General features: G+C 43.1%; 21 protein-coding genes. 7 read left to right on the top strand and 14 right to left on the bottom strand.

Annotated elements, in window-relative coordinates; all coding sequences use genetic code 11:
• Positions 1 to 12 precede the first annotated feature (12 nt).
• The 7 genes from TI10_RS14070 to TI10_RS14040 all read right to left on the bottom strand — a co-directional run bounded on the left by TI10_RS14070 (position 13) and on the right by TI10_RS14040 (position 5,385).
• The gene (locus TI10_RS14070) at positions 13 to 750 is read right to left on the bottom strand and encodes a fimbrial biogenesis chaperone (RefSeq protein WP_244161592.1); all 738 of its coding nucleotides are present in this window, start codon (positions 748 to 750) and stop codon (positions 13 to 15) included.
• 56 nt (positions 751 to 806) lie between these two features.
• Positions 807 to 1,397, bottom strand: a complete 591-nt coding sequence (locus TI10_RS14065; RefSeq protein WP_155416483.1) for a fimbrial protein — start codon at positions 1,395 to 1,397, stop codon at positions 807 to 809.
• A 136-nt stretch (positions 1,398 to 1,533) separates the two neighbouring features.
• Positions 1,534 to 2,232, bottom strand: coding sequence for a fimbrial protein (locus TI10_RS14060; protein ID WP_049584035.1), 699 nt, complete (start codon positions 2,230 to 2,232; stop codon positions 1,534 to 1,536).
• A 61-nt stretch (positions 2,233 to 2,293) separates the two neighbouring features.
• On the bottom strand, positions 2,294 to 2,914 hold the full coding sequence (locus TI10_RS14055; RefSeq protein ID WP_244161591.1) for a fimbrial protein: 621 nt from the start codon (positions 2,912 to 2,914) through the stop codon (positions 2,294 to 2,296).
• The gene (locus TI10_RS14050; RefSeq protein ID WP_049584034.1) at positions 2,898 to 3,647 is read right to left on the bottom strand and encodes a fimbrial biogenesis chaperone; all 750 of its coding nucleotides are present in this window, start codon (positions 3,645 to 3,647) and stop codon (positions 2,898 to 2,900) included. Before TI10_RS14050 ends, TI10_RS14055 begins: the two co-directional genes overlap by 17 nt.
• Positions 3,648 to 3,764: 117 nt before the next feature.
• The gene (locus tag TI10_RS14045) at positions 3,765 to 4,391 is read right to left on the bottom strand and encodes a fimbrial protein (RefSeq protein WP_049584033.1); all 627 of its coding nucleotides are present in this window, start codon (positions 4,389 to 4,391) and stop codon (positions 3,765 to 3,767) included.
• Positions 4,392 to 4,818: 427 nt separating this feature from the next.
• Complete coding sequence (locus tag TI10_RS14040) at positions 4,819 to 5,385, bottom strand: tyrosine-type DNA invertase (protein WP_049584031.1); 567 nt, start codon at positions 5,383 to 5,385, stop codon at positions 4,819 to 4,821.
• A gap of 440 nt (positions 5,386 to 5,825) precedes the next feature.
• Here TI10_RS14040 and recG point away from each other — a divergent pair, with 440 nt between their 5' ends.
• The 3 genes from recG (at position 5,826) to TI10_RS14025 (ending at position 9,197) form a co-directional block, all read left to right on the top strand.
• Positions 5,826 to 7,907, top strand: a complete 2,082-nt coding sequence (gene recG, locus TI10_RS14035) for an ATP-dependent DNA helicase RecG (RefSeq protein ID WP_049584030.1) — start codon at positions 5,826 to 5,828, stop codon at positions 7,905 to 7,907.
• Positions 7,908 to 8,563: 656 nt separating this feature from the next.
• Positions 8,564 to 8,842 (top strand): hypothetical protein, encoded by a 279-nt coding sequence (locus TI10_RS14030; RefSeq protein WP_049584029.1) that lies wholly within the window; start codon positions 8,564 to 8,566, stop codon positions 8,840 to 8,842.
• A gap of 94 nt (positions 8,843 to 8,936) precedes the next feature.
• Positions 8,937 to 9,197 carry a hypothetical protein gene (locus TI10_RS14025; protein WP_049584028.1) on the top strand — a complete coding sequence of 87 codons (261 nt, stop codon included), beginning with the start codon at positions 8,937 to 8,939 and terminating at the stop codon, positions 9,195 to 9,197.
• Positions 9,198 to 9,771: 574 nt separating this feature from the next.
• Here TI10_RS14025 and TI10_RS14020 read toward each other — a convergent pair.
• Both TI10_RS14020 and TI10_RS14015 read right to left on the bottom strand, forming a co-directional pair.
• Positions 9,772 to 11,085, bottom strand: coding sequence for an RCC1 domain-containing protein (locus TI10_RS14020; RefSeq protein ID WP_049584027.1), 1,314 nt, complete (start codon positions 11,083 to 11,085; stop codon positions 9,772 to 9,774).
• 79 nt (positions 11,086 to 11,164) lie between these two features.
• A complete protein-coding gene (locus tag TI10_RS14015; RefSeq protein WP_049584026.1) occupies positions 11,165 to 12,475 on the bottom strand; it encodes an RCC1 domain-containing protein in 1,311 nt (436 codons plus the stop codon).
• A gap of 892 nt (positions 12,476 to 13,367) precedes the next feature.
• Here TI10_RS14015 and TI10_RS14010 point away from each other — a divergent pair.
• A complete protein-coding gene (locus tag TI10_RS14010) occupies positions 13,368 to 13,637 on the top strand; it encodes a type II toxin-antitoxin system Phd/YefM family antitoxin (RefSeq protein ID WP_012776389.1) in 270 nt (89 codons plus the stop codon).
• Positions 13,638 to 13,639: 2 nt separating this feature from the next.
• Positions 13,640 to 13,906, top strand: coding sequence for a type II toxin-antitoxin system RelE/ParE family toxin (locus TI10_RS14005; protein ID WP_049584024.1), 267 nt, complete (start codon positions 13,640 to 13,642; stop codon positions 13,904 to 13,906).
• 278 nt (positions 13,907 to 14,184) lie between these two features.
• Here TI10_RS14005 and TI10_RS14000 read toward each other — a convergent pair whose 3' ends face one another.
• From TI10_RS14000 to TI10_RS13990, 3 genes are all read right to left on the bottom strand, one after another.
• Positions 14,185 to 14,952, bottom strand: a complete 768-nt coding sequence (locus TI10_RS14000) for a Fic family protein (protein WP_049584023.1) — start codon at positions 14,950 to 14,952, stop codon at positions 14,185 to 14,187.
• 154 nt (positions 14,953 to 15,106) lie between these two features.
• Positions 15,107 to 16,078, bottom strand: a complete 972-nt coding sequence (locus TI10_RS13995) for a TauD/TfdA family dioxygenase (protein ID WP_049584022.1) — start codon at positions 16,076 to 16,078, stop codon at positions 15,107 to 15,109.
• Complete coding sequence (locus tag TI10_RS13990; RefSeq protein WP_074524897.1) at positions 16,065 to 17,234, bottom strand: MFS transporter; 1,170 nt, start codon at positions 17,232 to 17,234, stop codon at positions 16,065 to 16,067. The genes TI10_RS13995 and TI10_RS13990 overlap by 14 nt, the downstream gene beginning before the upstream one ends.
• A 164-nt stretch (positions 17,235 to 17,398) precedes the next feature.
• Here TI10_RS13990 and TI10_RS13985 point away from each other — a divergent pair, with 164 nt between their 5' ends.
• Positions 17,399 to 18,310, top strand: a complete 912-nt coding sequence (locus tag TI10_RS13985) for a LysR substrate-binding domain-containing protein (protein ID WP_162202278.1) — start codon at positions 17,399 to 17,401, stop codon at positions 18,308 to 18,310.
• 161 nt (positions 18,311 to 18,471) lie between these two features.
• On the opposite strand, the gene gltS is transcribed toward TI10_RS13985, so the two are convergent.
• Complete coding sequence (gltS, locus tag TI10_RS13980; RefSeq protein ID WP_049584018.1) at positions 18,472 to 19,680, bottom strand: sodium/glutamate symporter; 1,209 nt, start codon at positions 19,678 to 19,680, stop codon at positions 18,472 to 18,474.
• Positions 19,681 to 19,921: 241 nt separating this feature from the next.
• Here gltS and TI10_RS13975 point away from each other — a divergent pair, with 241 nt between their 5' ends.
• The gene (locus TI10_RS13975; RefSeq protein WP_049584017.1) at positions 19,922 to 21,316 is read left to right on the top strand and encodes a uracil-xanthine permease family protein; all 1,395 of its coding nucleotides are present in this window, start codon (positions 19,922 to 19,924) and stop codon (positions 21,314 to 21,316) included.
• Between the two features lie 203 nt (positions 21,317 to 21,519).
• On the opposite strand, the gene TI10_RS13970 is transcribed toward TI10_RS13975, so the two are convergent.
• Positions 21,520 to 23,061 carry a 4-hydroxyphenylacetate 3-hydroxylase family protein gene (locus tag TI10_RS13970; protein WP_049584153.1) on the bottom strand — a complete coding sequence of 514 codons (1,542 nt, stop codon included), beginning with the start codon at positions 23,059 to 23,061 and terminating at the stop codon, positions 21,520 to 21,522.
• Positions 23,062 to 23,545: the final 484 nt, after the last annotated feature.

Raw genomic sequence — 23,545 nt, 5'->3', positions numbered from 1 at the left:
CTCAAAATATACTCAGCCAGCTTGTAACGTACTGCTCTGTAACTTACTCACCCCGCCGATATCGGTGATCATCGACCATTCCACCTCACTGCCAGCTTTGCCCGCCTGGGGAAAAGTGGTCTGGCCGAAAGGGACCAATATTGACGGAGCCTTGTCAAAATTCACCGCCTTGCCGTCGAGTTTCAGTTGGGCAAAAGTCTGGTAATACGGCGTTGGGTTGGTCACTACGACACTATTGCCTGCTCGTGTAAACGTCAGCCGACTACGGGCCTGTTCCGGCGTCATCGGCAGTTTATCCGGCCGGTAGATAAGTTTAATGTTCATACCCAACGAGATAGATAGCGACGCGCCAATCTCATCTTGTTTGCCGCTGCTATTTTCCTTGCTGTCATCAACTGTTTTCTTCGACGGGATCGCATTAATGCGAAAACGAAACAGAGACTCGCGATCATTAGGGAAATCACCACCGGTACGCATAACCCGCATCACATTCAAGCTATTGCCCTCCATACGGAACAACGGGGGCAGCACAGTAAACTCCGATGAACGAGTATTCGGGTTATCCCACGGCGTCACCGCAGCTTGTACCAGATAGACCTTTTCGCCTGAATTTTGCAGTGAGATGCTTTGCACCTTGTCGCCCTGCTGATAAATAATACGTGTCTTCCTCAACATAAGACCTGCGTGTGCTGACGACGACGCCATAACCGCCCATATCCCCAGCATTCCCATGATTATCAGCTTTTTCATATATCCCACTTCATCTCAGACACTACTCCTCAAATACACCCGGCTTATAACGCTATCTACTTCAAATGCTCATAGGAAAACTCAAAATGTATCTGCACATTCGCAGTTCCTCCGCATAACACATTGGTACCGTCACTTTTACACGTTGCTGGATTATTTTTGTCGCCTAAACCACCCACATAAGCCCGGAACGTCCTCGTTGTTCCATCCCCCACAGACGGTAGCGGCATTTGAAACGGATCATTAATAGGTTTCACCTTAACAAACTGATTGGTGCTAACGTCCAATAGCCTAATCCCCACTCCTTTAGTAGTACCACCATCTACGGGCATGAACAGTTCCGAATCATCTGAGTTGCTAGCATCCCTGCTCCATATGTACAAAGCTGGCGATTGACCTGGACTACAGTGACTAAGCTGGAATTTCAAGTCTAAGGCAGAGCGTTCCACATATTTGCTATTTCTGAGTTCACTAGCATAGACCTGAGGCATACTACGGCGATACAGAATGTCAGGGTGTTCGCCGTTCACACTCAACGCACAGGTCGGACGCAACAGATTGCCTTTAATTGTGATCTCAATATTATTCTTACCATTCGCCTGAACCGACCAAGCCACACAACCGATACTCCATCCAATCAGTATCATGATGAGCCACGAATATTTCGCTCTGCTGTGACATGTTATTAACTCACGGTTTATAAGAGTGTTATTTTTCGCTTTCATTTAACTCTCCGCTTCCCCTCAATTGTCCCCATATTTATCATCCGTGATAAACCGCATCTCACGGATAAGAGTAGGTAAATGCGACTCGCGCAACTAATGGGCCAGGTCGAATAACCTTAATATCTTTTCCACGTGCAACCGCTACCGTTACCGGAAGCAGAGCACGACCATCCTCAAATTCAACTAGCGGGTAAGAGAGGGGATTCTCACGATTATTTATTACCAAATCACTATCCAGATTTATGTTCCCTTCTGGTCCTAAGTGAAAAATAAACCCCAACCCCTCAGAGACGCTATCATCGGGATCACGAAATATTGAAACATGTTCAGCGTCGATGGTGTTCCCTGACACAGTGAGAGCGGGTCCGTTCGGTGCAGAATCCGGATCGCCACAATTGGTTAATTCCAGATTAAATGTCTTGGAACGTGATACATACCCTGCATAACTGAACTCTGCCGCTAACAGCGAACCAAAATTCAACTCCGAACCACTTATATCGCCACCACTGATCCCTACGTCACAAGGTTCAGGCACAACAGTTACGAACAGATTTACGTTTATCCCACTCGATTGCGTCGATGGGATTGGAGGGGGTTTAGCATCTTCGGATTCAGCCATAACGCTGCCTGCCAAGAACAGCGCAGCTAACATAACCCCCCAACAAAACCGGAGCATCACCATACGCAACGTCGAGCAGCCGCCATTACTCAGAAAAGCTTGTTGGTCGCCCACTCTGTTTTTTTCTTGCCTTATCACTTTGTGTTCACCTTAAACTCACTCGTTTACAACTCTTCTGTTAATGAATCGCGCTGCAAACTCAACGATAATCAAATGTAAAATTCACGTTGGCATAGATTTTTCCTGGCTTTTTACAGACCATTACCGTCTCCCCGGCTGCCGGGGCGCATACCAGTGAAAATCTCACCGGCACAGAAGGAGTTTGATCGTTTATGACTGTGCCTTTATCCGCCAGATAAAATGGTTCACCATCCGCTATATTTGAGGACCACTCCGTTCCATTAAGCTTCTTCAAGCGCACCGTGACGCCCACGGCCTTTGAAACCGAATCTTCGCTGTTTTGACTACGAAACAGCGTGTTATCATTTGTACCAAAATGCTCTCCGGTAATGGTAATCGCAGGAGCAACCCTGTTTGCATCGATCACATCTGAGCAATTTCTCAGAGTGAGATTGGTTTCCCCGTAGGCGTTCCCTGATACCAAGCTGGCAAATTGCACTTTGCCCAGATCGATATTATTGTTATCCACCGTGACATCACACGTTCCGTAGGCAATGTCGGCCTTAAATGTGGCGATGGCAGAATTCGCTGCCCACAAGGGACCCGAAGAGAGCCACAGAATTCCTCCTATGCCGATGTAATTCAGGTACCCGCGTAGACGCTGAATCCTTGAGATATCGGCTTTACTGAATTTCACCATTGAAGTTCTCTCCACCGCCGAGATCGCTAATCACCGCCCATTCCACTTTCTTTTTATTCTGATTATTTTGAGCGGGATAAACATGGCTACTGAAAGGCGCCAGCATTTGTGGATGGCTTTCAGAAAATTTCACCGGTACGCCATCAACTTTGATCTGGGTAAAGCTGATGTGATAAGGCGAATTGTTGCTAACTTGAATGCCATCGGGAGCATGGGTAAAGCGCAGGGCTTTGTATGCCTGCTCCGGCGTTCCCACCAATCCCGTTGGCCGATAAAATAGTTTGATGGTATTGCCGATGGCATAAGCTATCCCACCGCCAATTTTGGCGCTTTCAAAGCGCCGACTCGGAGACGGAGAGCTACTACCGGGAATAGCAGAAGCATTAAAATAAAAGACGCTTTCTCTGTCAGTCGGCAACTTACTGGTATCACCTAAGATGCGCAGGACATTGGTTCCTTTAGGCTCCAAACGGAACAAAGGAGGAGAGACGTAAAATGGCGCTTTACCCTTACCATCAACGGTGCGAGTAATTTTAGTCGTCACTAGGTAAGGGATATTGGTTGTTGTATTGCGCACCGATACCGTCGTCGCTTCAGCTTTATCCTGTGAGAAAATAATACGTGTAGCATTGATGCCAAACCCGCCTTCGGCCTGACTCTGCGACGCGAACAAAAATGCGCCCAATACAAGGCTTTTTACTATGATGTTAGGAAGTCGGAGTTTATTTATCATTACTTTTCTCTTTTCACTCAGCCAATAGAGGTTTATAAAACACCGTTTCAATCATCCAGGATTTGCAACCAAAAAAGCCTGAAGAGAAGTTCCTCAGGCTGGTTATTGAATCAATAATCATTCATACGCTATGGTAAAATTAAGAGGAGCATGAATGTGCTGAGGAGATGGTGCTGCATTCGCTGACGCCATATAAGCTTTAAAGACCACAGACTTGTTATTAAGGTCTCCCACTTTTGGATCTTTATCACTTGATGAAACCAATACAATTTTGCTGTCTTTCTTAAGAAGCTCTTCCTTTGCATCAGTAGAACCATCAACCTTATAGGTTAATGCAACACCCGCATTTGGAGTTTGCCCCTCCGTATTACCCTGACCATCATTAAATATGTCAGTGCTTGCTCCTATCGTAGTCCCTGACACCAACAGCTTAAGTGATTTTTTTGCCGCAACAGTACCACCACAACCGCTGACACCAACAGTAAAAGTTTTATATCCTTCAACAAAATACATGCCCTGCAATTTATCCGCACCAGCTTTGAATTCACTTGGCTGATGGTTACCCAAACTCACATCACCGTTTTTCACGCCGCTGGTAATGTCACATGTCACATCCGAAACAGTACCAGTAACAGTTACTGTGGCGTTACTCCCCCCCTTCTTCACCACCTCATCTGCCAAAGCAGCCGAAGCTGCCCCCATAACCAACGCCGCCACGACGCTTATCTTTAATATCTTTTTCATTTCATTAATCTCTTTTTAACTACTTAACTAAAGTCCGGTTCAAACTCGTGCATCACGTTTTGATAAACAGAGACATCTAGCTGTACAAATATTTGCCAATTAGGACCATTTTGACAATTGAGAAATAAAAATTTTTCTGTGCAAAAACAGAGCGATACAGAGATAACATATGGTTATTTTGCAAATTTTAAGGATATTTTCTTTCCTTATCATAAAATAAAGAACAGAAATTTCGCTAAAGTAACGAAAGAAGTGTAATGTTTTTGCATATTGGGATAAAAAGAGTGGATTATTGAAATATTTCTGTGGTATTATCTTTGAAGTTTACAAATGTATACAAATCTATCTCTTTTTTTATTAAAAAACTTTTAGTATAATTTCTAGGCAATTGTTTCTCAATTGTCAAAATGGTCCTAATTGTAATACCTTAACGTTTACCTTTTATACCCCAAACCCCTTGAAAACGTTCAGCATTACTGGCAGTATATCGCACTGTATGGCGGATGTTTTTATGTCCAAGATAATCTTGTATCAATCGGGTATCTATCCCTCGATCTGCAAGAGCAAAACCGCAGGCATGACGCAACATGTGTGGATGCGGGTCTACAGAAATATTAGCCAATTGTCCTAATTGGCTAATAATCTGATAGATACGCTGGCGAGTAAGCGGCTTCCCGCAACGCGACAAAAACAACCAATCACTATCAGCCCCCTGAAAAGTCTTACGCACTTTAAGCCATGCCTTAATCGCCTTAACCTCACGTTGTAAGAGGGGATGATTAGTACAAAACCCACCTTTTAATCGCCTGATATATAAACATTTTTCTTTTAATTCCATGTCAGATAATCGTAAATGCCTGGCTTCGCTAACACGAAAGCCGTGAATATAGCTCATATACACCAGACAATAATTTCGTTCTGGATTAGGCCCGACTTTTGCCATTTCCAACATGCTTTCTACTTCTGATTGAGTCAGATATTTTCTTTGGCCCATGATTATTTCTCCAAAATATTATTGATATCACAACCCGGCGATATCCCGCTTAGAACAGACATAAGCCAGGATAAAATAGACATCGCTACCCAAAACGATGGCATATTGTTCACCGAGGCTACAAGAGGTTATACAGATATGGGGTAAAATTTAAACACCTTTTTTGATTATTTTTTCACCTCACAACAACGTTATTTTACATTTGGCTGACAAGGCAGATTATGCAAAACAGGCTGCAAGAACCTGTCGTTACAAATCGTCTTTTTCGTTATAGCTGCTTACTCTCAAGGTATTGATATGGTTTTCAACCAGTTACAGAGGAAAATATTCCATTGATTACGTTAAACTCGTCTGTATTATTATCGATGGTAAACAGGATCAGGCCGTGACCTGTGAAACCTGATGGACTGCCATGCAATTATGGAGATAAAAGAAACCTTATGAGAGGCCCATTGCTTGATGCCATCCCTCTAACTTCCCTGCATGGCGTCGGGGCAAGTCAGGCCGCTAAATTAGCAAAAATAGGGTTGGTTAATTTGCAGGATCTGCTGCTGCATTTCCCTCTGCGTTATGAAGACCAGACACGCCTTTATACTATTAATGATCTTTTACCGGGTATTTCCGCCACCGTCGCAGGTGAAATCCTGCGTACCGATATTGTTATTGGGCGTCGTCGGACTCTGATCTGCAAAATTAGTGACGGCACAGGCGTGCTCACACTGCGCTTCTTTAACTTTTCTGCGGCAATGAGAAACAATCTGGCGAAAGGAAAACAAGTTGTTGCCTATGGTGAAATCAGAAGAGGCAGTCAGGGCGCCGAAATTATTCATCCTGAGTATAAGATTCAAAATCATACTGGAAATGTACGCCTTCAAGAGACATTAACGCCGATTTACCCAACAACGGAAGGTGTTCGTCAAACGACGCTGCGTAATCTCATTGATCAAGCCCTGAAATTGCTGGATACCTGTGTAATCAACGAACTCCTACCAGAAGAACTTAGCCGCTCCATCATTAGTCTGCCGCAAGCATTGCATACCCTGCACCGCCCAACGCCAGATATTGCTCTGGCGGATCTGGAAACCGGCAAACATCCAGCTTACCGCCGTCTGGTTCTGGAGGAACTTTTAGCGCATCATTTAAGTATGTTAGCCGTCAGAGCTGGCGTACAGCGCTATCATGCTCAGCCATTGCCGATGGAAAACAAGTTAAAACCGCAATTCCTTAATCGCCTGCCATTTTCTCCAACTCATGCGCAACAGCGGGTTGTCTCAGAAATCGAGCAGGATCTGGCAAAAGATGTTCCCATGATGCGGCTGATTCAAGGCGATGTAGGTTCAGGAAAAACGCTGGTTGCCGCATTGGCTGCGTTGCGTGCCATTGCGCATGGTAAGCAGGTCGCCTTAATGGCGCCGACTGAACTACTGGCAGAACAACACGCTAATACCTTCCGGCAATGGCTAGAACCTTTGGGTATTCAGATTGGCTGGCTAGCGGGTAAGCAAAAGGGGAAAGCGCGTCAGAAACAACAAGAAGCCATTGCCAACGGCCAAGTCGCCATGATTGTCGGTACACATGCCATGTTTCAGGAACAGGTGAAATTTTCCGGTCTGGCGCTGGTGATTATTGATGAGCAACATCGGTTTGGTGTGCATCAACGTCTGGCTTTGTGGGAAAAAGGACGTGAACAAGGTTTTCATCCTCATCAATTGATTATGACGGCCACCCCAATTCCCCGAACCTTAGCAATGACCGCTTATGCGGATCTCGATACTTCTATTATTGATGAACTGCCGCCGGGGAGAACGCCGGTCACAACAGTTGCGATCCCGGATACACGCCGCGAAGAAGTGATCAAACGAATCAAAAATGCCTGCCTTGATGAAAACAGACAAGTCTATTGGGTTTGTACGCTGATTGAAGATTCTGATGTGTTGGAAGCTCAAGCGGCGCAAGCCACCAGTGAAGAGCTTACTCTTGCTTTGCCGGAGCTGAAAGTCGGGTTGGTGCATGGACGAATGAAAGCCGCAGAAAAGCAGCAAGTGATGGAAGCTTTTAAGTGTGGAGAACTACAGCTTCTGGTCGCAACAACGGTTATTGAAGTGGGCGTGGATGTGCCGAATGCCAGTTTGATGGTTATCGATAACCCGGAACGGCTTGGCTTGGCGCAACTACATCAATTACGCGGACGAGTCGGCCGTGGCGCTATTGCCTCCCATTGTGTTTTACTTTACAAAACGCCGCTGAGCAGTACTGCCAGAATACGCCTGCAAGTGCTTAGAGACAGTAATGATGGTTTTGTTATCGCGCAAAAAGATCTGGAAATTCGTGGTCCCGGGGAGTTATTAGGAACACGCCAAACTGGGAATGCGGAATTTAAGGTTGCTGATTTGCTAAGAGATCAGGGAATGTTGCCGGAAGTACAGCGTATTGCCCGACATATCCACCAGCATTACCCGGAACATGCCCGCGCCCTGATTGAACGCTGGCTACCAGAACGGACACATTATGGTAATGCGTGATTGAGAACATGTCGGAGCGGACTTGTCGTTTCTCAACGCCGCCAAAAATACGGATATCTGGTTTTATCCAATAATTAAGATGCTCTGCTATAGAGCTTTCTTTTAATTATTCTATTAAATTGATAATGTATTATTGCCAAAGGAATGGAAAATAGAACCACAATTATTCCTAAATTAGCATCAGCGTTAAAACATATCCCCATAAAATATAAATGGTTTTTTATTATTTTCTTAAAAAATCTAATCTAATACCTCGGATTAATTGATACGACGTGTCACTACTCGAAGTCTTTTATCAGCTAACTGGGGTGACAGGTGGTTCCGACATTTTTCATCAAATTAAGTTGATGATGTGTACGGTATTAGCGCAACATTATGCTCAAAGGTTAAAACGAAAATAGATGTAAATCTATGATAGGAAATTTTCATCAATGTAATATTGAGTTACTAAGTTTAAATAGTAAATGTTTATATTAAGCCAATGAATGTAATTTTAAATATTTTCTTTTCGAAGTATAAAACCTTGATGGAAGTCACGCAAATAATAGTAGTTTTGTTGGTTTTTTTATCTATACTTATATTTCATTATGGTACATATTAGGGTGCTTTTAAATTAGAGCTAAATAAATCTACGTTGATATAATGGAGAGGTTAATATGATTTATGTCAAAAGTCTTTCAGAGAATGTGGTTAAAGTTGCAATTAGTAAATGGAGTAGTGATGAAGGTAATGACGAATATATTGAAATTAATAAAGGAGAAGTGGTTCAATGGGATAGATCAGATAGGCGCGGTTTTTTAATGTCAGTAGCACGCAAAGATAGTGTTACATTGTTATATTCAATAAGATTAAATGGCTACGTGATTATTTATGATAACGTGGTTTACAATAACGGCAGCCAGATAAATTCTTTATATTCGATACCATCTGTCTAAAAAAGTTTATTATCGCACTAGTTTTTTTAATTTAATTTTTTCGTATTCCATTGAATTAAATGCAAATATTCATTATTGATATAGTGGAGGATTTATGATTTATGTTAAAAATCTCTCAACTGAACCGGTTAAAGTTTCGGTTAATAAATGTGGAGAGGAAGGTAGAGAGGAATATTTAGCTCTTGATTGTGAAGATGTCAAGGTGTGGGATCTCTCCGATACGCATAGTTTTATATTGTCAGTAATACAGAAAGATATTGAAAAATCATATTCTGCTTCTCATAACAGTTTTATTATTATTTTTGATGATTATGTACAAGATAGCGGCACCAATATATCTCATCAAGAGAAATAAATGAGAACTTGTCATCCGATTTAATTGAGTGTTAGACAAAATTAAATCACCATAATCAGGAATGGGATCTCCATTCCTGAACTATTTATATTCAACGGTTTGCTACTTTCTCCCCTAATGCTTTTTTTCTGCTTGATTGATAAAGATATCTCCAGCCTCTTTATAATTAATCAGTTGTTTTATCAACTTCCTCTGCCAGCATTTCCAGACTAGGTGCTTAGTCCCAACATTTGATAAATAAGATAATAGAAAAAATTATCGCCTGATACCTATAGGTTAATATTAAATTGTTTTTTGGTGGTTGGTTTTAGATTATTTTTATCGATAATGAGTAAAATTTAAAATTATGAGATTTGAGCAGAATAATTTAATAAAGATGTACATCTTTATGGCTATTCTTATTAATACGTGAACATGTAACTTAATTTACTAAGTATTAACCGTAAAGCAAAGAATAAAAATTACCAAGAGCGGGAGAGCTAATATTTCAAATTGAATAAATAATAGGCTAAGCCGGAATATTATAGCCCAGCCTTGGTTTTAGTGTTTTTTAGTCATTCATAATGACAATGGATTAATCATCATATTCACTGTGTACTATATTATAGTTACCAACATCCCAGGCTAATCTTTCTCCATTCGCCCGCAGGACTGAGAATGAACCTCCCGATACGCTCAGGCTGACGATATCTTGTAATCGGGCTATTCCGGGGGGGACCTGGATGTTTAAACTTCTTCTCCCCCAAGCGACCACGCTACCGTTGGCCCGAAGGGCCGCGAAAGCATCAGCACCTGCTCTCAGGCTGACAATATCCTGTAATTGGGCAATTTCGGGTGGAATTTGACCACCTTTATCCCCGTTCCCCCAAGTGACCACGCTACGGTTTGTCCGCAGAGCCGCGAAAGCCTCACTTGTTGCACTGATACTGACGATATCCTGCAATTTGGCAATGTTAGGCGGGATTTCACCTCCAAAAGAACTACCTCCCCAGACGACTACACTACGGTTTGCCCTTAGGGCAGCGAAAGCAATATCTGCGCCAGTCAGGCAGACAACATCTCGTAATTTGGCAATGTCTGGAGGGACTTGGCCGCCCCAATTTTTAAGTCCCCAGCTAACTACACTACCGTTGGCCCGAAGGGCCGCGAAAGCATCAGCACCTGCTCTCAGGCTGACAATATCCTGTAGTCTGGCAATTTCTGGGGGGACCTGACCGCCGGAATTTCCTAATCCCCAGGTGACCACGCTACGGTTTGTCCGCAGGGCTGCAAATGCAAAGCTTCCTGCGCTGATGCTGACAATATCCTGTAATTTGGCAATTTCGGGAGGGATTTCACCTCCAAAAGAGCTATCCCCCCAGACGACTACACTACGATTTGCCCGCAAAGCCGCGAATGCAGAATCTGTTGTGCTTAGACTGACAATATCCTGTAATTTAGCAACTTCTGGCGGGATTTGGCCGCCATAGTCCGAAGCCCCCCAAGCGACTACACTGCGGTTTACCCTCAGGGCTGTGAAAGCACCTCCTGTTGCACTTAGGCTGACAATATCCTGTAATTTAGCAACTTCTGGCGGAACCTGGCCGCCCTTATCTTTAAGTCCCCAGGCAACTACGCTACGATTTGCCCGCAAAGCCGCGAAAGCAAAGCCTGTTGTACTCAGACTGACAATATCCTGCAATTGGGCAATTTCGGGCGGTATTCGGCCACCATAATTTTCATCTCCCCAGGCGATCACTCTGCCATTTGGCAATAACATAGCACTGGCCCCGTCAGAAACGATGGGGATATTGTCATCAAAGTTACTATTTATGCCGGATTGCCGGTATTGATTTATAGAACTACTGCGGGTATCCCCGTTTAGTGAGAAATCGTCATTTTGGTTCATTTTGTTCTCCTAAATAAGGTCATATTGGATTTACCTTATCCACAAGGGTCTGTATCGTAACCACATGATAATGTGGTAGTTAATTTTCATATTCATGATGCACGTTATTGTCGTAAGCAGAACCCCAGGCTACTTTCCGACCATTAGCCCGCAATACGGCGAATGAGTTTTTTGACGCACTCAGGCTGACGATATCTTGTAATCGGGCTATCCCGGATGGAATTTGGTTGCCTTGATAACTGCCATACCCCCAAGCAACGACGCTACCGTTCGCCCGCAGAGCTGCAAACGCGGTTTCTGTCGCACTGATACTGACAATATCCTGCAATTCGGCAATTTCGGGCGGGACTGAAATACCATTGCCTCCCCAGACAACTACACTGCGGTTTGCCCGCAAGGCCGCGAAAGCACCATATGTTGTGCTCAGACTGACGATATCCTGTAATTTGGCAATTTCGGGCGGAATACTGCCACCCGAATATTTGCTTCCCCAAGCGACAACACTGTGATTTGCCCGTAGGGCTGCAAATGCAGTTCCTGTTGCGCTGATACTGACAATATCCTGCAAGTTAGCAATTTCAGGCGGAACCTGGTCGCCCGAATTTTTGAAGCCCCAGGCGACTACACTGCGGTTTGACCTCAGGGCGACAAAAGCAGAATCTGTTGCACTCAGGCTGACAACATCCTGCAATTGGGCAATTTCTGGCGAGACCTGCCCGCCCCAATTCTCAAGTCCCCAGGCGACCACGCTCCGATTTGCCCGCAAGGCTGCAAATGCGTTTACTGTTGAACTCAGGCTGACAATATCTTGCCGCTCTGCAATTTCAGGCGGTATCTTACCGCCAGAATACTCATCTCCCCACGCGACGACGCTACTGTTTTCCCGTAGAGCCGCGAAAGCGGAGCCTGTTGTACTCAAGCTAACAATATCCTGCAATTTGGCGATTTCTGGTGAAACCTGACCGCCGAAATTCTCATCGCCCCAAGCGACCACGCTACCGTTTACCCGCAGGGCTGCAAAAGCAGAATCTGTTGCCTTCAAGCTGACAATATCCTGCAACTGAGCAATTTCTGGTGGGATTCGACCACCTTTATCCTCGTTCCCCCAAGCAACCACGCTACGGTTTTTCCGCAGAGCCGCGAAAGCCTCACTTGTTGCACTGATACTGACGATATCCTGCAATTGGGCAATGTCAGGCGGGATTTGGCTACTATAATCATTTCCCCAAGCGATCATTCTGCCATTTGGCAATAACATCGCCGTTGACTCGTTATTAGAGACGATGGAAGTATTATTATCAGAATGACTACTCCTGTCCGGTTGCCAATATTGCTTGATAGGATTACCTTCGGCATCCATGTTTGGTGAGGACTCATTATTTTGATTCATATTATTCTCCTAATGATGGTGATATCGGATTAACCTTTTTACCCACAGGGGAATCTATGCCATAAAACCTATCCCTTGCGGGTTAAGCTGAATTTCTACTGCAATTTAATATCAGCGATTCTTTGATGAATAAGATAATAGAAAGAAATTATCGGCTGATAACTATAGGTTAATACTAAATTGATTTTTTGGTAGTTGGTTTTAGATTATTTCTTATCGATAAAGCGTAAAAATTAAAATTATGAGACTTGGGCAACAGAATTTAGGGGGTATGTACATCTTTATTGCTAATCTTATTAATACTCAAACATGTAACTTAATTTACTAAGTATTAACGGTAAAGCAAAGAATAAAAATCACCAAGAGAGATGCGTAATATACTTTCTGTTTATAAACAAATGAATTATTTTTTAGGATTTACATTTAAACTATTTCGTAAAGTTATCTTCTTTTAATATTTATTTAAAAAGTGGCTTTGGTAATAACAGGGGCGGGAGAGCTAATATTTCAAATTAAATAAACAATAGGCTAAGCCGGGATATTATAGCTTAGCCTTGGTTTTAGTGTTTTTTAGTGATTCATAATGACAATGGATTAATCATCATATTCACTGTGTACTATATTATCGTTATTAGTATTCCAGGCCACCATCTGACCATTCCTCCGTAAAACTGCGAATGAATTTCCTGATGCACTCAGGCTGACAATATCTTGTAATCGGGCTATTCCGGGAGGAATCTGAACGTTAGAGCCAGGGATTATGTTCGCAAAATTGTTCAATTTGGTACCCAAAAAGTCATCTTGGTTGGCAGTTGGCTATTTTAATTATTGGTAGCTCCATGCACTTTTAGCCATAATAGCTATTCGAGCCATTTTAGACGGAAGGTGATGTATGGAAATTATTCCCGCACAACTAGCTAAGAACCAGTTTGGTGATCTGCTTATGAAAGTTCAGCGTGAACCTGTGGAAATTAGTAAGCATGGTAAACGTGTGGCCGTGGTTATCTCTCCCGAAGAGTATGATCAGTTCGCACAGCTCAAGTTACAGAATTTAAAAGCCGTTCTGGCTGAATCTATTGCACAAGCTGATCGTGGCGAATTGCATAGTATTGATGATGTATTTGCACCGTTGACAGTTGATGAACTTGAGGGTAAGGCTTAAGGATGAGTGTCCGGTTTACTAAGAAAGCCAGAAAGCATATTCGTGCAATCAAACTCTATTCTATGCGCCGATGGGGGGCAAATGTCGCGGAAGCTTACTCAACTTCGTTACGTGTGACTATGACGGAAATTCTTGATCGTCACCCATCCCCCGGTCGTGATCGCAGTGAGGACCTTTATTTAGGTGTACTGAGTTTCCCCGTAGAGAGCCACATTATTTACTACCGGGAAGTTCCGACTGGTATTGAAGTGTTGGCGGTGTTGCATTAGACGCGCCACGATTTCTGTATTCTCGACTAAAGAGACCATATCCACAGGCTAAATCTAACTCTGATTTCCCGTGTATATCTCCTGCCAGATTGAAGATAGTTCTGATTTCTACTTTGATCTGAATAGTACTCATAACGTTATCTCCTGTGATGACATTTGTAATGCAATAAAATTTTTTGCTATAAGTGGAGTATAGAATCGCTGGTAAATGAATTACCACATGGCAGGTAAACAAAGTGAAATCCCGCCATAGGCTTATACCAGAAACCATTTTATGATCATTTAAAAAAATCGGGATTTGCCACTTTATCCGGGTGACAATCCATAAGAAACATCATCATCTCAGTGGCATCTTTGCTCAGGTAGAAGCGGACCATTTTTTCATTGAACTCATGCAATTTTGCCGCAGGTACACTGATTGCATCGATGCCATTCGACATCAGGATACCATTCATCATAAAACGTGAAGTGCGTTTGTTACCGTCAAAGAAGAATTGCTGTAACGCCCCGAAAAGAAAGAATGCAGTTGCTTGTTCAAAAGGCTGACATTCACTCAACACAGCAATACCTTCGTGAAAAACGCGATTCAACTCTGGTGCGTCTGGCTCAGTAGGCAACGGCGTGTGGCGACCATATTCACCCAGTCCAACGTCTGGAGTGTAGTTTATCTCTCGGCCTTCCCCACGAAACGCTCCCCATTCCAAAGCTTCATTACGGGCAACTATACTATGAAGTTCAGTAAACGTAGCCTTGGTCAACTCAAATTGACCTCTTTTCACCAGAGATAACAAACGTTTGGAACTTTCTGCGAGATTCAGAACTTGCTCCTGATCAGAAACCTTCCTACCACCGACGGTTATACCGTCCAACAATGTTTTCACTTCCGGGAAGGTGAAGGGATTACCTTCAAGCACGCTGGCATCCCAAACAAATTCCGGTAACATCCGGTGAAAACGAAAGCATACCCGCTCAATAGAATGAATCGGAACAATAAGAGGAACCGCAGATCGATCCCAACGAAACCCCAATGCGTTGAAAAGCTTCATCGTTGCCCATCCTATTTCACAATCTTAAATGTAAAGAACTCTAAAGTTACTCCACTCTAGAGTTAACATGATAAAATCTACCACCTGAAAGACGTAATCACAGATTAAATAAGTTTCTGTATCAATCCGGCAAACCCAGATACTCGTTAACAACTTACACTTTTATCCAAATTCTCATTAAGTGTCGTTGATGATCTATAAAACTACTGCGATAGTGTAATAATTCATGGTTATTCACAAAGATCGCACTGTCTTCCTCAAGCTGCATTTCTATGTGGTTCTCAGGCTTATCAACATGCCTTAGAAACTCACGAATAGTAGCAGTTAAAGCAATACCAGAAAGGTCATTTTTTATCTCAAATCCACTTTCAATAGAATCCAGTCTTAAGCGGACGGGAGTTTTGTGACCAAAAACCTTAGCTTCAATGGTTTCGATACCACCACTTTTCGTGAACGAGGTAGGGACTTGAAATATAGCAGTGCGTTCTGTCATCAACTTAATCATCCATGATGTATCAGGTTCTTTAGAGAGCTTATTCCTCAGCGCTAGCGCATTGCAAAAACGATTAACCCCACCACCGCAAGAAGCAGATTTTCGGCAATATAAACCAAAATATTTAACCGGCTCATTATAAAAGGCGGTATCGGTATGATAGGTTGCTTCATCCGACCCTTCTGAAAACGTTTGATACAGAGCATCATTATTCATCTGCTTTCTGATATCCCAAACAACTTGTCCCGTAACTTTATTTGCCGCTAAAGGAAAGCCTATCATTAAAGCAATAACGTAAAAGCAGATAGCCTGCTCATCCGGCGATTTTCCTGCTAATCCTAACTGTCTGATGTGAATAATATGATACCCCTGTAAGGCCGCATTTCTTAATGTTTTTTCGATCTCCCAAAGCATTGGAATTTTATCAAACAGATTTATTCTAAACGATTCAGTGAATAGGTTTTCATTTAGTTCTGCTCTGGATAGCCGCTGGTTCCTGCCCAACTGGTTCATATGGCTAAGTATATTTTCCCAATCAATTGCTGAAAAATCGTGAACTTCCAGGATATCAATGCCCTTGACAAGATAGCCTGTCGAGGGAGGATAAGAATGGTCAAGATTAAGGGTGCACATTAGGGTGGATTTCCTTTCGCAGATGGATAAACAAAAAAAGTACCAAAATGATAATCAGGTGAACAATAGCTAAGAACTTCATCACTCCATGCCAGCCTGATTGATAAAAAGCATAACCTGAAAAAATCGCTCCTAAAGCGCCACCACCGTAGTAACAACTCAGATAAAGCCCGCTGGCAAAAGTGACAGGAATATAATGGACCTGACTGACAAGTCTGGTCGTCAATGTTTGTATAAAATAGGTACATATTGCAAAAATAATGACTCCTGACAGAACAAAAACGATTGAATTCCCCATCATGACAATAGATACCCACAGCAATATACCTGCTCCTATTACCAGTACACTTTGGCTGTATTTTCTGTGCAGATACGGACTCAGAAATATCACTATCAGGGCTGGCAAACAGGCCAAATAAATCAATCCGATATATGTAGGTTGCTGATTAAAAGGAGTGGCAGCCAGACGTAATCCTAAAGCCGTAAAAATAGCGCTTTGAGTAAATAGCAGACCAAACCCAGATAATAAGGCGATAAGTAACCATTTTTCTTTTATTACAAGCGGAAAAATAGAACGCAGAGCATACTCTGGCGGATTAGTATTGTCTTCTGAGGTAACAGAGATATGCCCCAATCTATGAATAACCAGCATAAGTGCCAATGTAAGCCAGAAAGCACAGGTAAAAAACCCCAGTGTCCATCCCACCACATCTGTAGCAATAGCAGGATAAAATCGACTCAGAGTACTGCCTAACACTGTCCCTGCGACATAACAACTCACAACATGGGTACGTTTATGCTCACTTTCAGTTTGACTGATGAGAACCATACTAGCTGTTAATACAGCGGGTACAATGAAACCTTGAATAATGCGGATTATAAAAAGTTGTTGTATCGAGTCACTAAAACCAATACATAAATTTAGTAAAATAAGACCACACAATCCGGCTTTGAGGGCATATGCTGTACCGAATTTCCATACCCATTGGCTCACAAAAGGTGCTGTCATCATCATTCCCAACAAACTAGCCATATTTAACCATCCTGCTGTCGTTGGTATAACACCAAATCTTGCAGTCAGCCACGGATATAGAGCTTGAAGCTGGTATAGATTAAAAAAAGCAGCCGTCGAACAAATGAACAGAAGCAATCTCATAACTTATTGAAGAGAATGAAATTAATGATGGAAACAATCTATATAAGATCATTAGAAACGGGAAAGTCTAATATTCACTCACGGTGATAGCCAAAACATAAGAGTGAACATGAAATCAAATACAAGGTAAATTTACTCTCACATCAAATCAGAGGAATTAAGTGTTGGAGCTTAAACAATTACGCTATTTTATTGCCGTAGCAGAAACTTTGAATTTCCGGCGCGCAGCGGAACGCTTACACATTACACAACCCCCTTTAAGCCAAAGTATTAAATCTCTTGAATCTTCTTTGAATGTGAAGTTGTTTCACCGAAATACTCATGGCGTCCAACTAACCAAAGCGGGCGAAGTCTTTTTAGATGAGGCCCTAAGAGTTTTGGCGACAGCCCAACATAGCATCAACAGAGTCAGACAGGCAGAAACCGGAGAAATCGGTATCCTGCGCATCGGATATTCTGCCAGTTCAATCTTTTCATCTATTTTAACCTCTGCTTTATCTGTTTTGCTGAAGGAACGTCCCAAGCTTGAATTGCAGCTCTGCGAGGGTAATGCATTTACGCATTTAACCGCTTTACGCTCAAGGAGCCTTGATGCCGCAATACTTAGAGCTGATTTAAGTAATGAATCGACTAAAGGGTTAAGGGTTATTTATTTAGGAATGGAACCACTTTATGTGTTACTACCTGAGGGGCACTTTCTAGCCTCTGCAAAAGGAATTAAACTTCATGAACTACAAGGAGAACGATTGCTTTTACAACCAGCCAGTCACAGGACTTTTTTACGGCGCCAAATAGAGTCATTATCAGAAAAGACAGGCTTTTCACTGTCACACTTTCTTGAAGTACCCAATATTGCTAATATGATTTGCTTTGTTTCCGCTAACCTTGGTGTAGCAATTCTACCTGCCAGTGTAGCGAAAATTGCCCACAACTTGGTAGCGATTCCTCTTTTGGAAACAGGTGCGACACAATCCTTAATGCTCGTTAGTGTACAGGGAAATTCTTTGGCAGAACATCTGGACAAAATATTCCGGAAATTGACGATAAACTCCAAACAACACCCTCAAGAAAGTTAAATATCATGCAAAAATATTTCCCCTACTGCCATCATAGTTATCGCCTCAATTACATTAGTAACAAAATTGAGCAGTGGTAGAAGATCTGAATTACGAATTACAGCAGAACACAACAATACTGCACCAGCTATTCAGTTGGCGCAGTATCTTGCTAATTTACCCTACACCGCCGGGAATACCGGCAACAGCAGATAGAGTTTAATCACAATCGCGTTAACGATATCAATAAAGAACGCGCCGACCATCGGCACCACCAGAAACGCTACATGAGATGGCCCGAAGCGATCGGTAATCGCCTGCATGTTCGCAATGGCGGTAGGTGTCGCCCCTAAACCGAAACCACAGTGGCCCGCCGCCAGCACCGCAGCATCATAGTTTTTCCCCATTACCCGGTAGGTGACAAAAATTGCATACAGCGCCATAACGATGGCCTGGATGGTGAGAATGATCAACATCGGTAATGCCAGCGATGCCATCTGCCACAATTTCAGGCTCATTAGCGCCATTGCCAAGAACAGGGAAAGACTTACGTTACCCAGTACAGAAACCGCTCGGTCAAAGACTCGGTAAAAACCTAACACCGACAGACTGTTACTAAGGATAACCCCGATAAATAACACACAGACGAATGTTGGTAGTTCAAACCATGTACCTTGCAAAAATTCAGACACAAAATTACCTGCCATCAGGCAGATAGCGATCAATGCGATCGTTTCCAGCATTACCAATGCGGTGATCATCCGCCCGGTATAAGGTTTTTCAAATGCTGTCGGTACCTCAGTATCATCGCCCCTTAGCCCTGGGGTTTTGGTATTTTTCACCAGAAAACGTGCGACCGGACCACCAATCAAACCACCCAGTACTAAACCGAAAGTCGCACAAGCCATTGCGACTTCTGTCGCATTCTCAAAACCATAACGCTCACTAAACAGTTTACCCCAAGCGGCGCCGGTACCATGACCGCCAGACAACGTAACAGAACCCGCCAGTAAGCCCATTAAGGGGTCCAGCCCCAATAATTCAGCCAGAGCGATACCCACCGTGTTCTGAACCAACAACAAGCCAACAACGACGAAAACAAACGTGAACAGGACCTTTCCCCCCGCTTTCAGGCTGGAAAGATTGGCATTCAAGCCGATAGTGGCAAAGAAAGTTAACATCAAAGGGTCTTTAAGAGACAAATCAAAGCTAATTTCCCAACCTATTGTTTGTTGAACGGCTAAAAGAATCAGAGCAACTAACAGGCCACCGGCGACCGGCTCAGGAATGGTGTATTTTTCAAGAAATGGGACTGATTGTACAAGTTTGCGTCCAAGTAATAGTACTAATGCGGATGCAACGAGCGTGCCATAAACATCAAGATGATACATCTATGTACCCCAGCTATATTGTTAAAATTATGTAAGTTATTACGACGTTATACTCATCCTTAGAGAACGCCAAAAACAGGCAACGCTGGATTAGAAAAAAAATCTGCAACAAACACAAGTTAAAACATATAAAAATGTGACCACAGCGAATCATAGCAAGTGACGGAATTTTTAAGCAAACGATTGCCTTTACACCATTGATCATTAAAATGCTTTCTTTGTCAGCCCGGAATTTCACACCATGCTCACCTCATCCCCTGAACAAGCTGAAACAATCCCCCCGAAGAAACCAGCTAGTGAATTGATTTATCGCTTAGAAGATCGGCCGCCGTTGCCCCAAACGTTGTTTGCTGCCTGTCAGCATTTACTGGCAATGTTTGTCGCTGTTATCACACCGGCAATTTTAATCTGCCAAGCGCTAGGGCTACCCGCTCACGATACGCAGCGGATTATCAGTATGTCTCTGTTTGCTTCAGGATTGGCATCATTAATCCAGATCCGAGCTTGGGGGCCGGTAGGTTCTGGCTTACTTTCCATTCAAGGGACCAGTTTTAACTTTGTTTCCCCACTGATCATGGGCGGGCTGGCATTGAAAAACGGCGGCGCCGACATTCCAACTATGATGGCAGCGTTATTTGGCACTCTGATGGCGGCATCCGTCACAGAAATTCTGTTATCCCGCGTATTACATCTGGCCCGGAGAATTATCACCCCGTTGGTTTCCGGTGTTGTGGTGATGATTATCGGCTTGTCGCTCATTCAGGTGGGGTTGACCTCTATCGGCGGCGGGTTTTCTGCTATCGAAAATCACACTTTTGGCTCTCCAGAGAATCTGTCTCTGGCAGGCGTTGTGTTGGTCGTCATTGTTTTGCTGAACCGCCAGCGTAATCCTTATCTGCGTATCGCTTCTCTGGTGATTGCAATGGCAGTCGGTTATGTTGCCGCCTGGCTAATGGGGATGCTGCCACCAGCAACGGTACAAGACAATGGCCCGCTCATGACAATTCCCGCGCCACTCTATTATGGTCTTTCCTTTGACTGGAATCTGCTTATCCCGCTAATGCTGATTTTCATGGTAACTTCGCTGGAAACTATCGGCGATATTACCGCGACGTCTGATGTTTCCGAGCAACCGGTCAGCGGTCCTCTATATATGAAACGTATTAAAGGCGGTGTTTTAGCTAACGGCTTAAATTCTATGCTTTCTGCCGTATTTAATACTTTCCCAAATTCTTGTTTTGGGCAGAATAACGGGGTTATCCAACTCACTGGCGTTGCCAGCCGCCGTGTAGGTTATGCCGTAGCGCTAATGTTGATGCTGTTAGGTCTATTTCCTGCGGTGGCAGGATTTGTACAACAGATCCCTGAACCGGTATTAGGAGGCGCCACTATCGTGATGTTCGGTACGATTGCCGCATCTGGTATCCGTATCGTTTCCAGAGAAGCGCTTAACCGCCGGGCAATTATGATTATCGCGCTCTCTTTAGCGGTTGGTATGGGCGTTGCTCAACAACCGCTAATTTTACAGTTCGCTCCTGACTGGCTGAAAACGTTACTCTCTTCCGGTATTGCTGCTGGCGGTTTGACAGCCATCACCCTTAATCTGGTGTTTCCTCAGGAAAAACAATCGCTCTAACAATCTGATATCGGGTTACACATAATCAACTCATCACGCACGTATATTTCATCATCGCGCGTGATGATGGTTTATACCCGTCATCTTTCAAGTTGCTTCTTTGTTGGCTGCACTCACTCACCCCGGTCACATCGTTCACTATGCTCCCGGGGATTCGCTCCTTTGCCGTCGCGATGCATCTTGAAATCCATTGGGTATATCTCCTAGCGGCTGGAAGGCCAAATAAGATCGTTACCAACCCAACCATCAAGATCGTATTCACTCATACACTGCTCAGCAAACCCTTTCAATTGATCCACTAAGCCCGAAGCTTGGGAAGTCCATAACGTATCAAGTCTGGTAATTTCATGATTGCCGGCATAATTGAGCTCGTATAATTCATGCCTGTTAGCGAATTCCGTACCAATAGAGTCCCAAATCAGTTTCATGAGTTTGACTCGCTCAACTGCGCTGTAACCATTGGAGCCACGCATGTATTTATCAAGATAAGGAGAGAGTTCCGGGTTGGAAAAATCGCGGGCATGAGAGTTAACATAAATCAAGGCACTGCCCAGATCCTGTTCAATAATTTCTTTTACCCTCGGGTAACCCTTCGTCATAAACCAACGATAAGCTACTCCATATTCGTACCGAGGCAATAGGGCATCTTCACCCCAAGGCTCCGGAGATTTAATCATTGCATCACTGAGCGCCCAAAACAGATTACGCCATGACAATACTTCACCAACCCGTGTTTGCACACCACGAAAATCCTTCGTACCTGTGGCTTCAACACCCTTAAGGAGCAATCCAGAAATAAAATCAAGTTTAACCGCCAATCGGGTCACACCATGCAACATAGCCCGATGAAAAAACCCCGATTCAGCAAAAAATAACGAAACTTTATCTACATCTCCATAGATAAATATGTTTTCCCAAGGAACCTTCACTTTATCCAGAATCATTATCGTATCGTTCTCATCAAATCGGGACGAGAGCGGATAATCAAAAGGACTGCCCATTTTATCAGCCGCCATTGAGTAAGAGGGGCGACAAATTAATTTTACTCCTGGCGCATTCATCGGCACAGTAAAGACCAACGCAAATTCCCGTTTCTTTATTGGTAAGCCGTAATGACCAATAAAGTTGTAATGACAAATCGCCGATCCCGTAGCGACAACTTTAGCGCCGCTGACAATTAATCCATCATCACATTCTTTTTCAACATGAACACAAATATCACCAATTTCATCAGGTGATAAATGACGATCTATTGGCGGATTAATAATCGAATGATTCCAGTAATACACGTTTTCCTGTGAGCGGATATACCAGTTTTTTGCATTATCAGCAAAATCACCATAAATATCCGGCCTTACGCCGAGTGAGGTAAGAAACGAAGCCTTATAATCAGGGCTTCTACCCAACCAGCCATAACTCATGCGAGCCCACGCGGCGATAGCATCACGATCAGCAATTAAATCCTGTTGTGAGTGCGGTACACGGAAAAAGGGATGTGTTACACCAGAACTACCCGTATCTGTAGGCGTAGTCAGTACATCACGATGAGCAGGATCGTGCAAAGCATCGTAGAGTTTCGCAATAGAGCGGGCTGTATTTTGAAAAGCAGGATGGTTGGCAACATTGTGAATGCGTTCACCATAAGCCCAGACTTCCCGACCATCGTTTAGCCCATCCAGAAATTCCTTTCCTGTAAGTGGGCGAGTTGTGCGGATACTACCTTCATTCGACGATTTTTGTTTCATGTTTTCTGACATAGAAGATTCCTTACATTATTTATTTGCCGGAAGATGGGTGAAAATAAGCTATGCAGTGTTATTTCAAGCATCAATCAAACTGAGAAAGGAATAGAAGGAATGACGAAAAAAGATCATTACTCCATTTATGGCCATACATTAATTCATTCGGATGTCATTGGCTATATTTCCATGCAATAAAATATAGATTTAATGATTATATTAATCACACAATATAATTATTAACAAATTCACACAAACGCGCTAAGTTGTTAATGAAAAAAACTTAGCGTAAAAAAAACAAAAATACAATTAAACAAAGATTAATCTCTTAAGTTTATTTTAATAGCATAAAACGATAACGAATAATTAATCATTTTTCTCATCTCATACCCTGAAATTATTAGAAATAACACCTGATATAGTGACTTATTGGGATTCTTATTGTTAAATTATACAAATGTTACAAATAATAATTTCTCCTCGTTCATAA

It is taken from the genome of Photorhabdus luminescens subsp. luminescens, from assembly GCF_001083805.1.
Lineage (GTDB): Bacteria > Pseudomonadota > Gammaproteobacteria > Enterobacterales > Enterobacteriaceae > Photorhabdus > Photorhabdus luminescens.
This window is presented reverse-complemented; position numbering and strand designations above follow the sequence as displayed.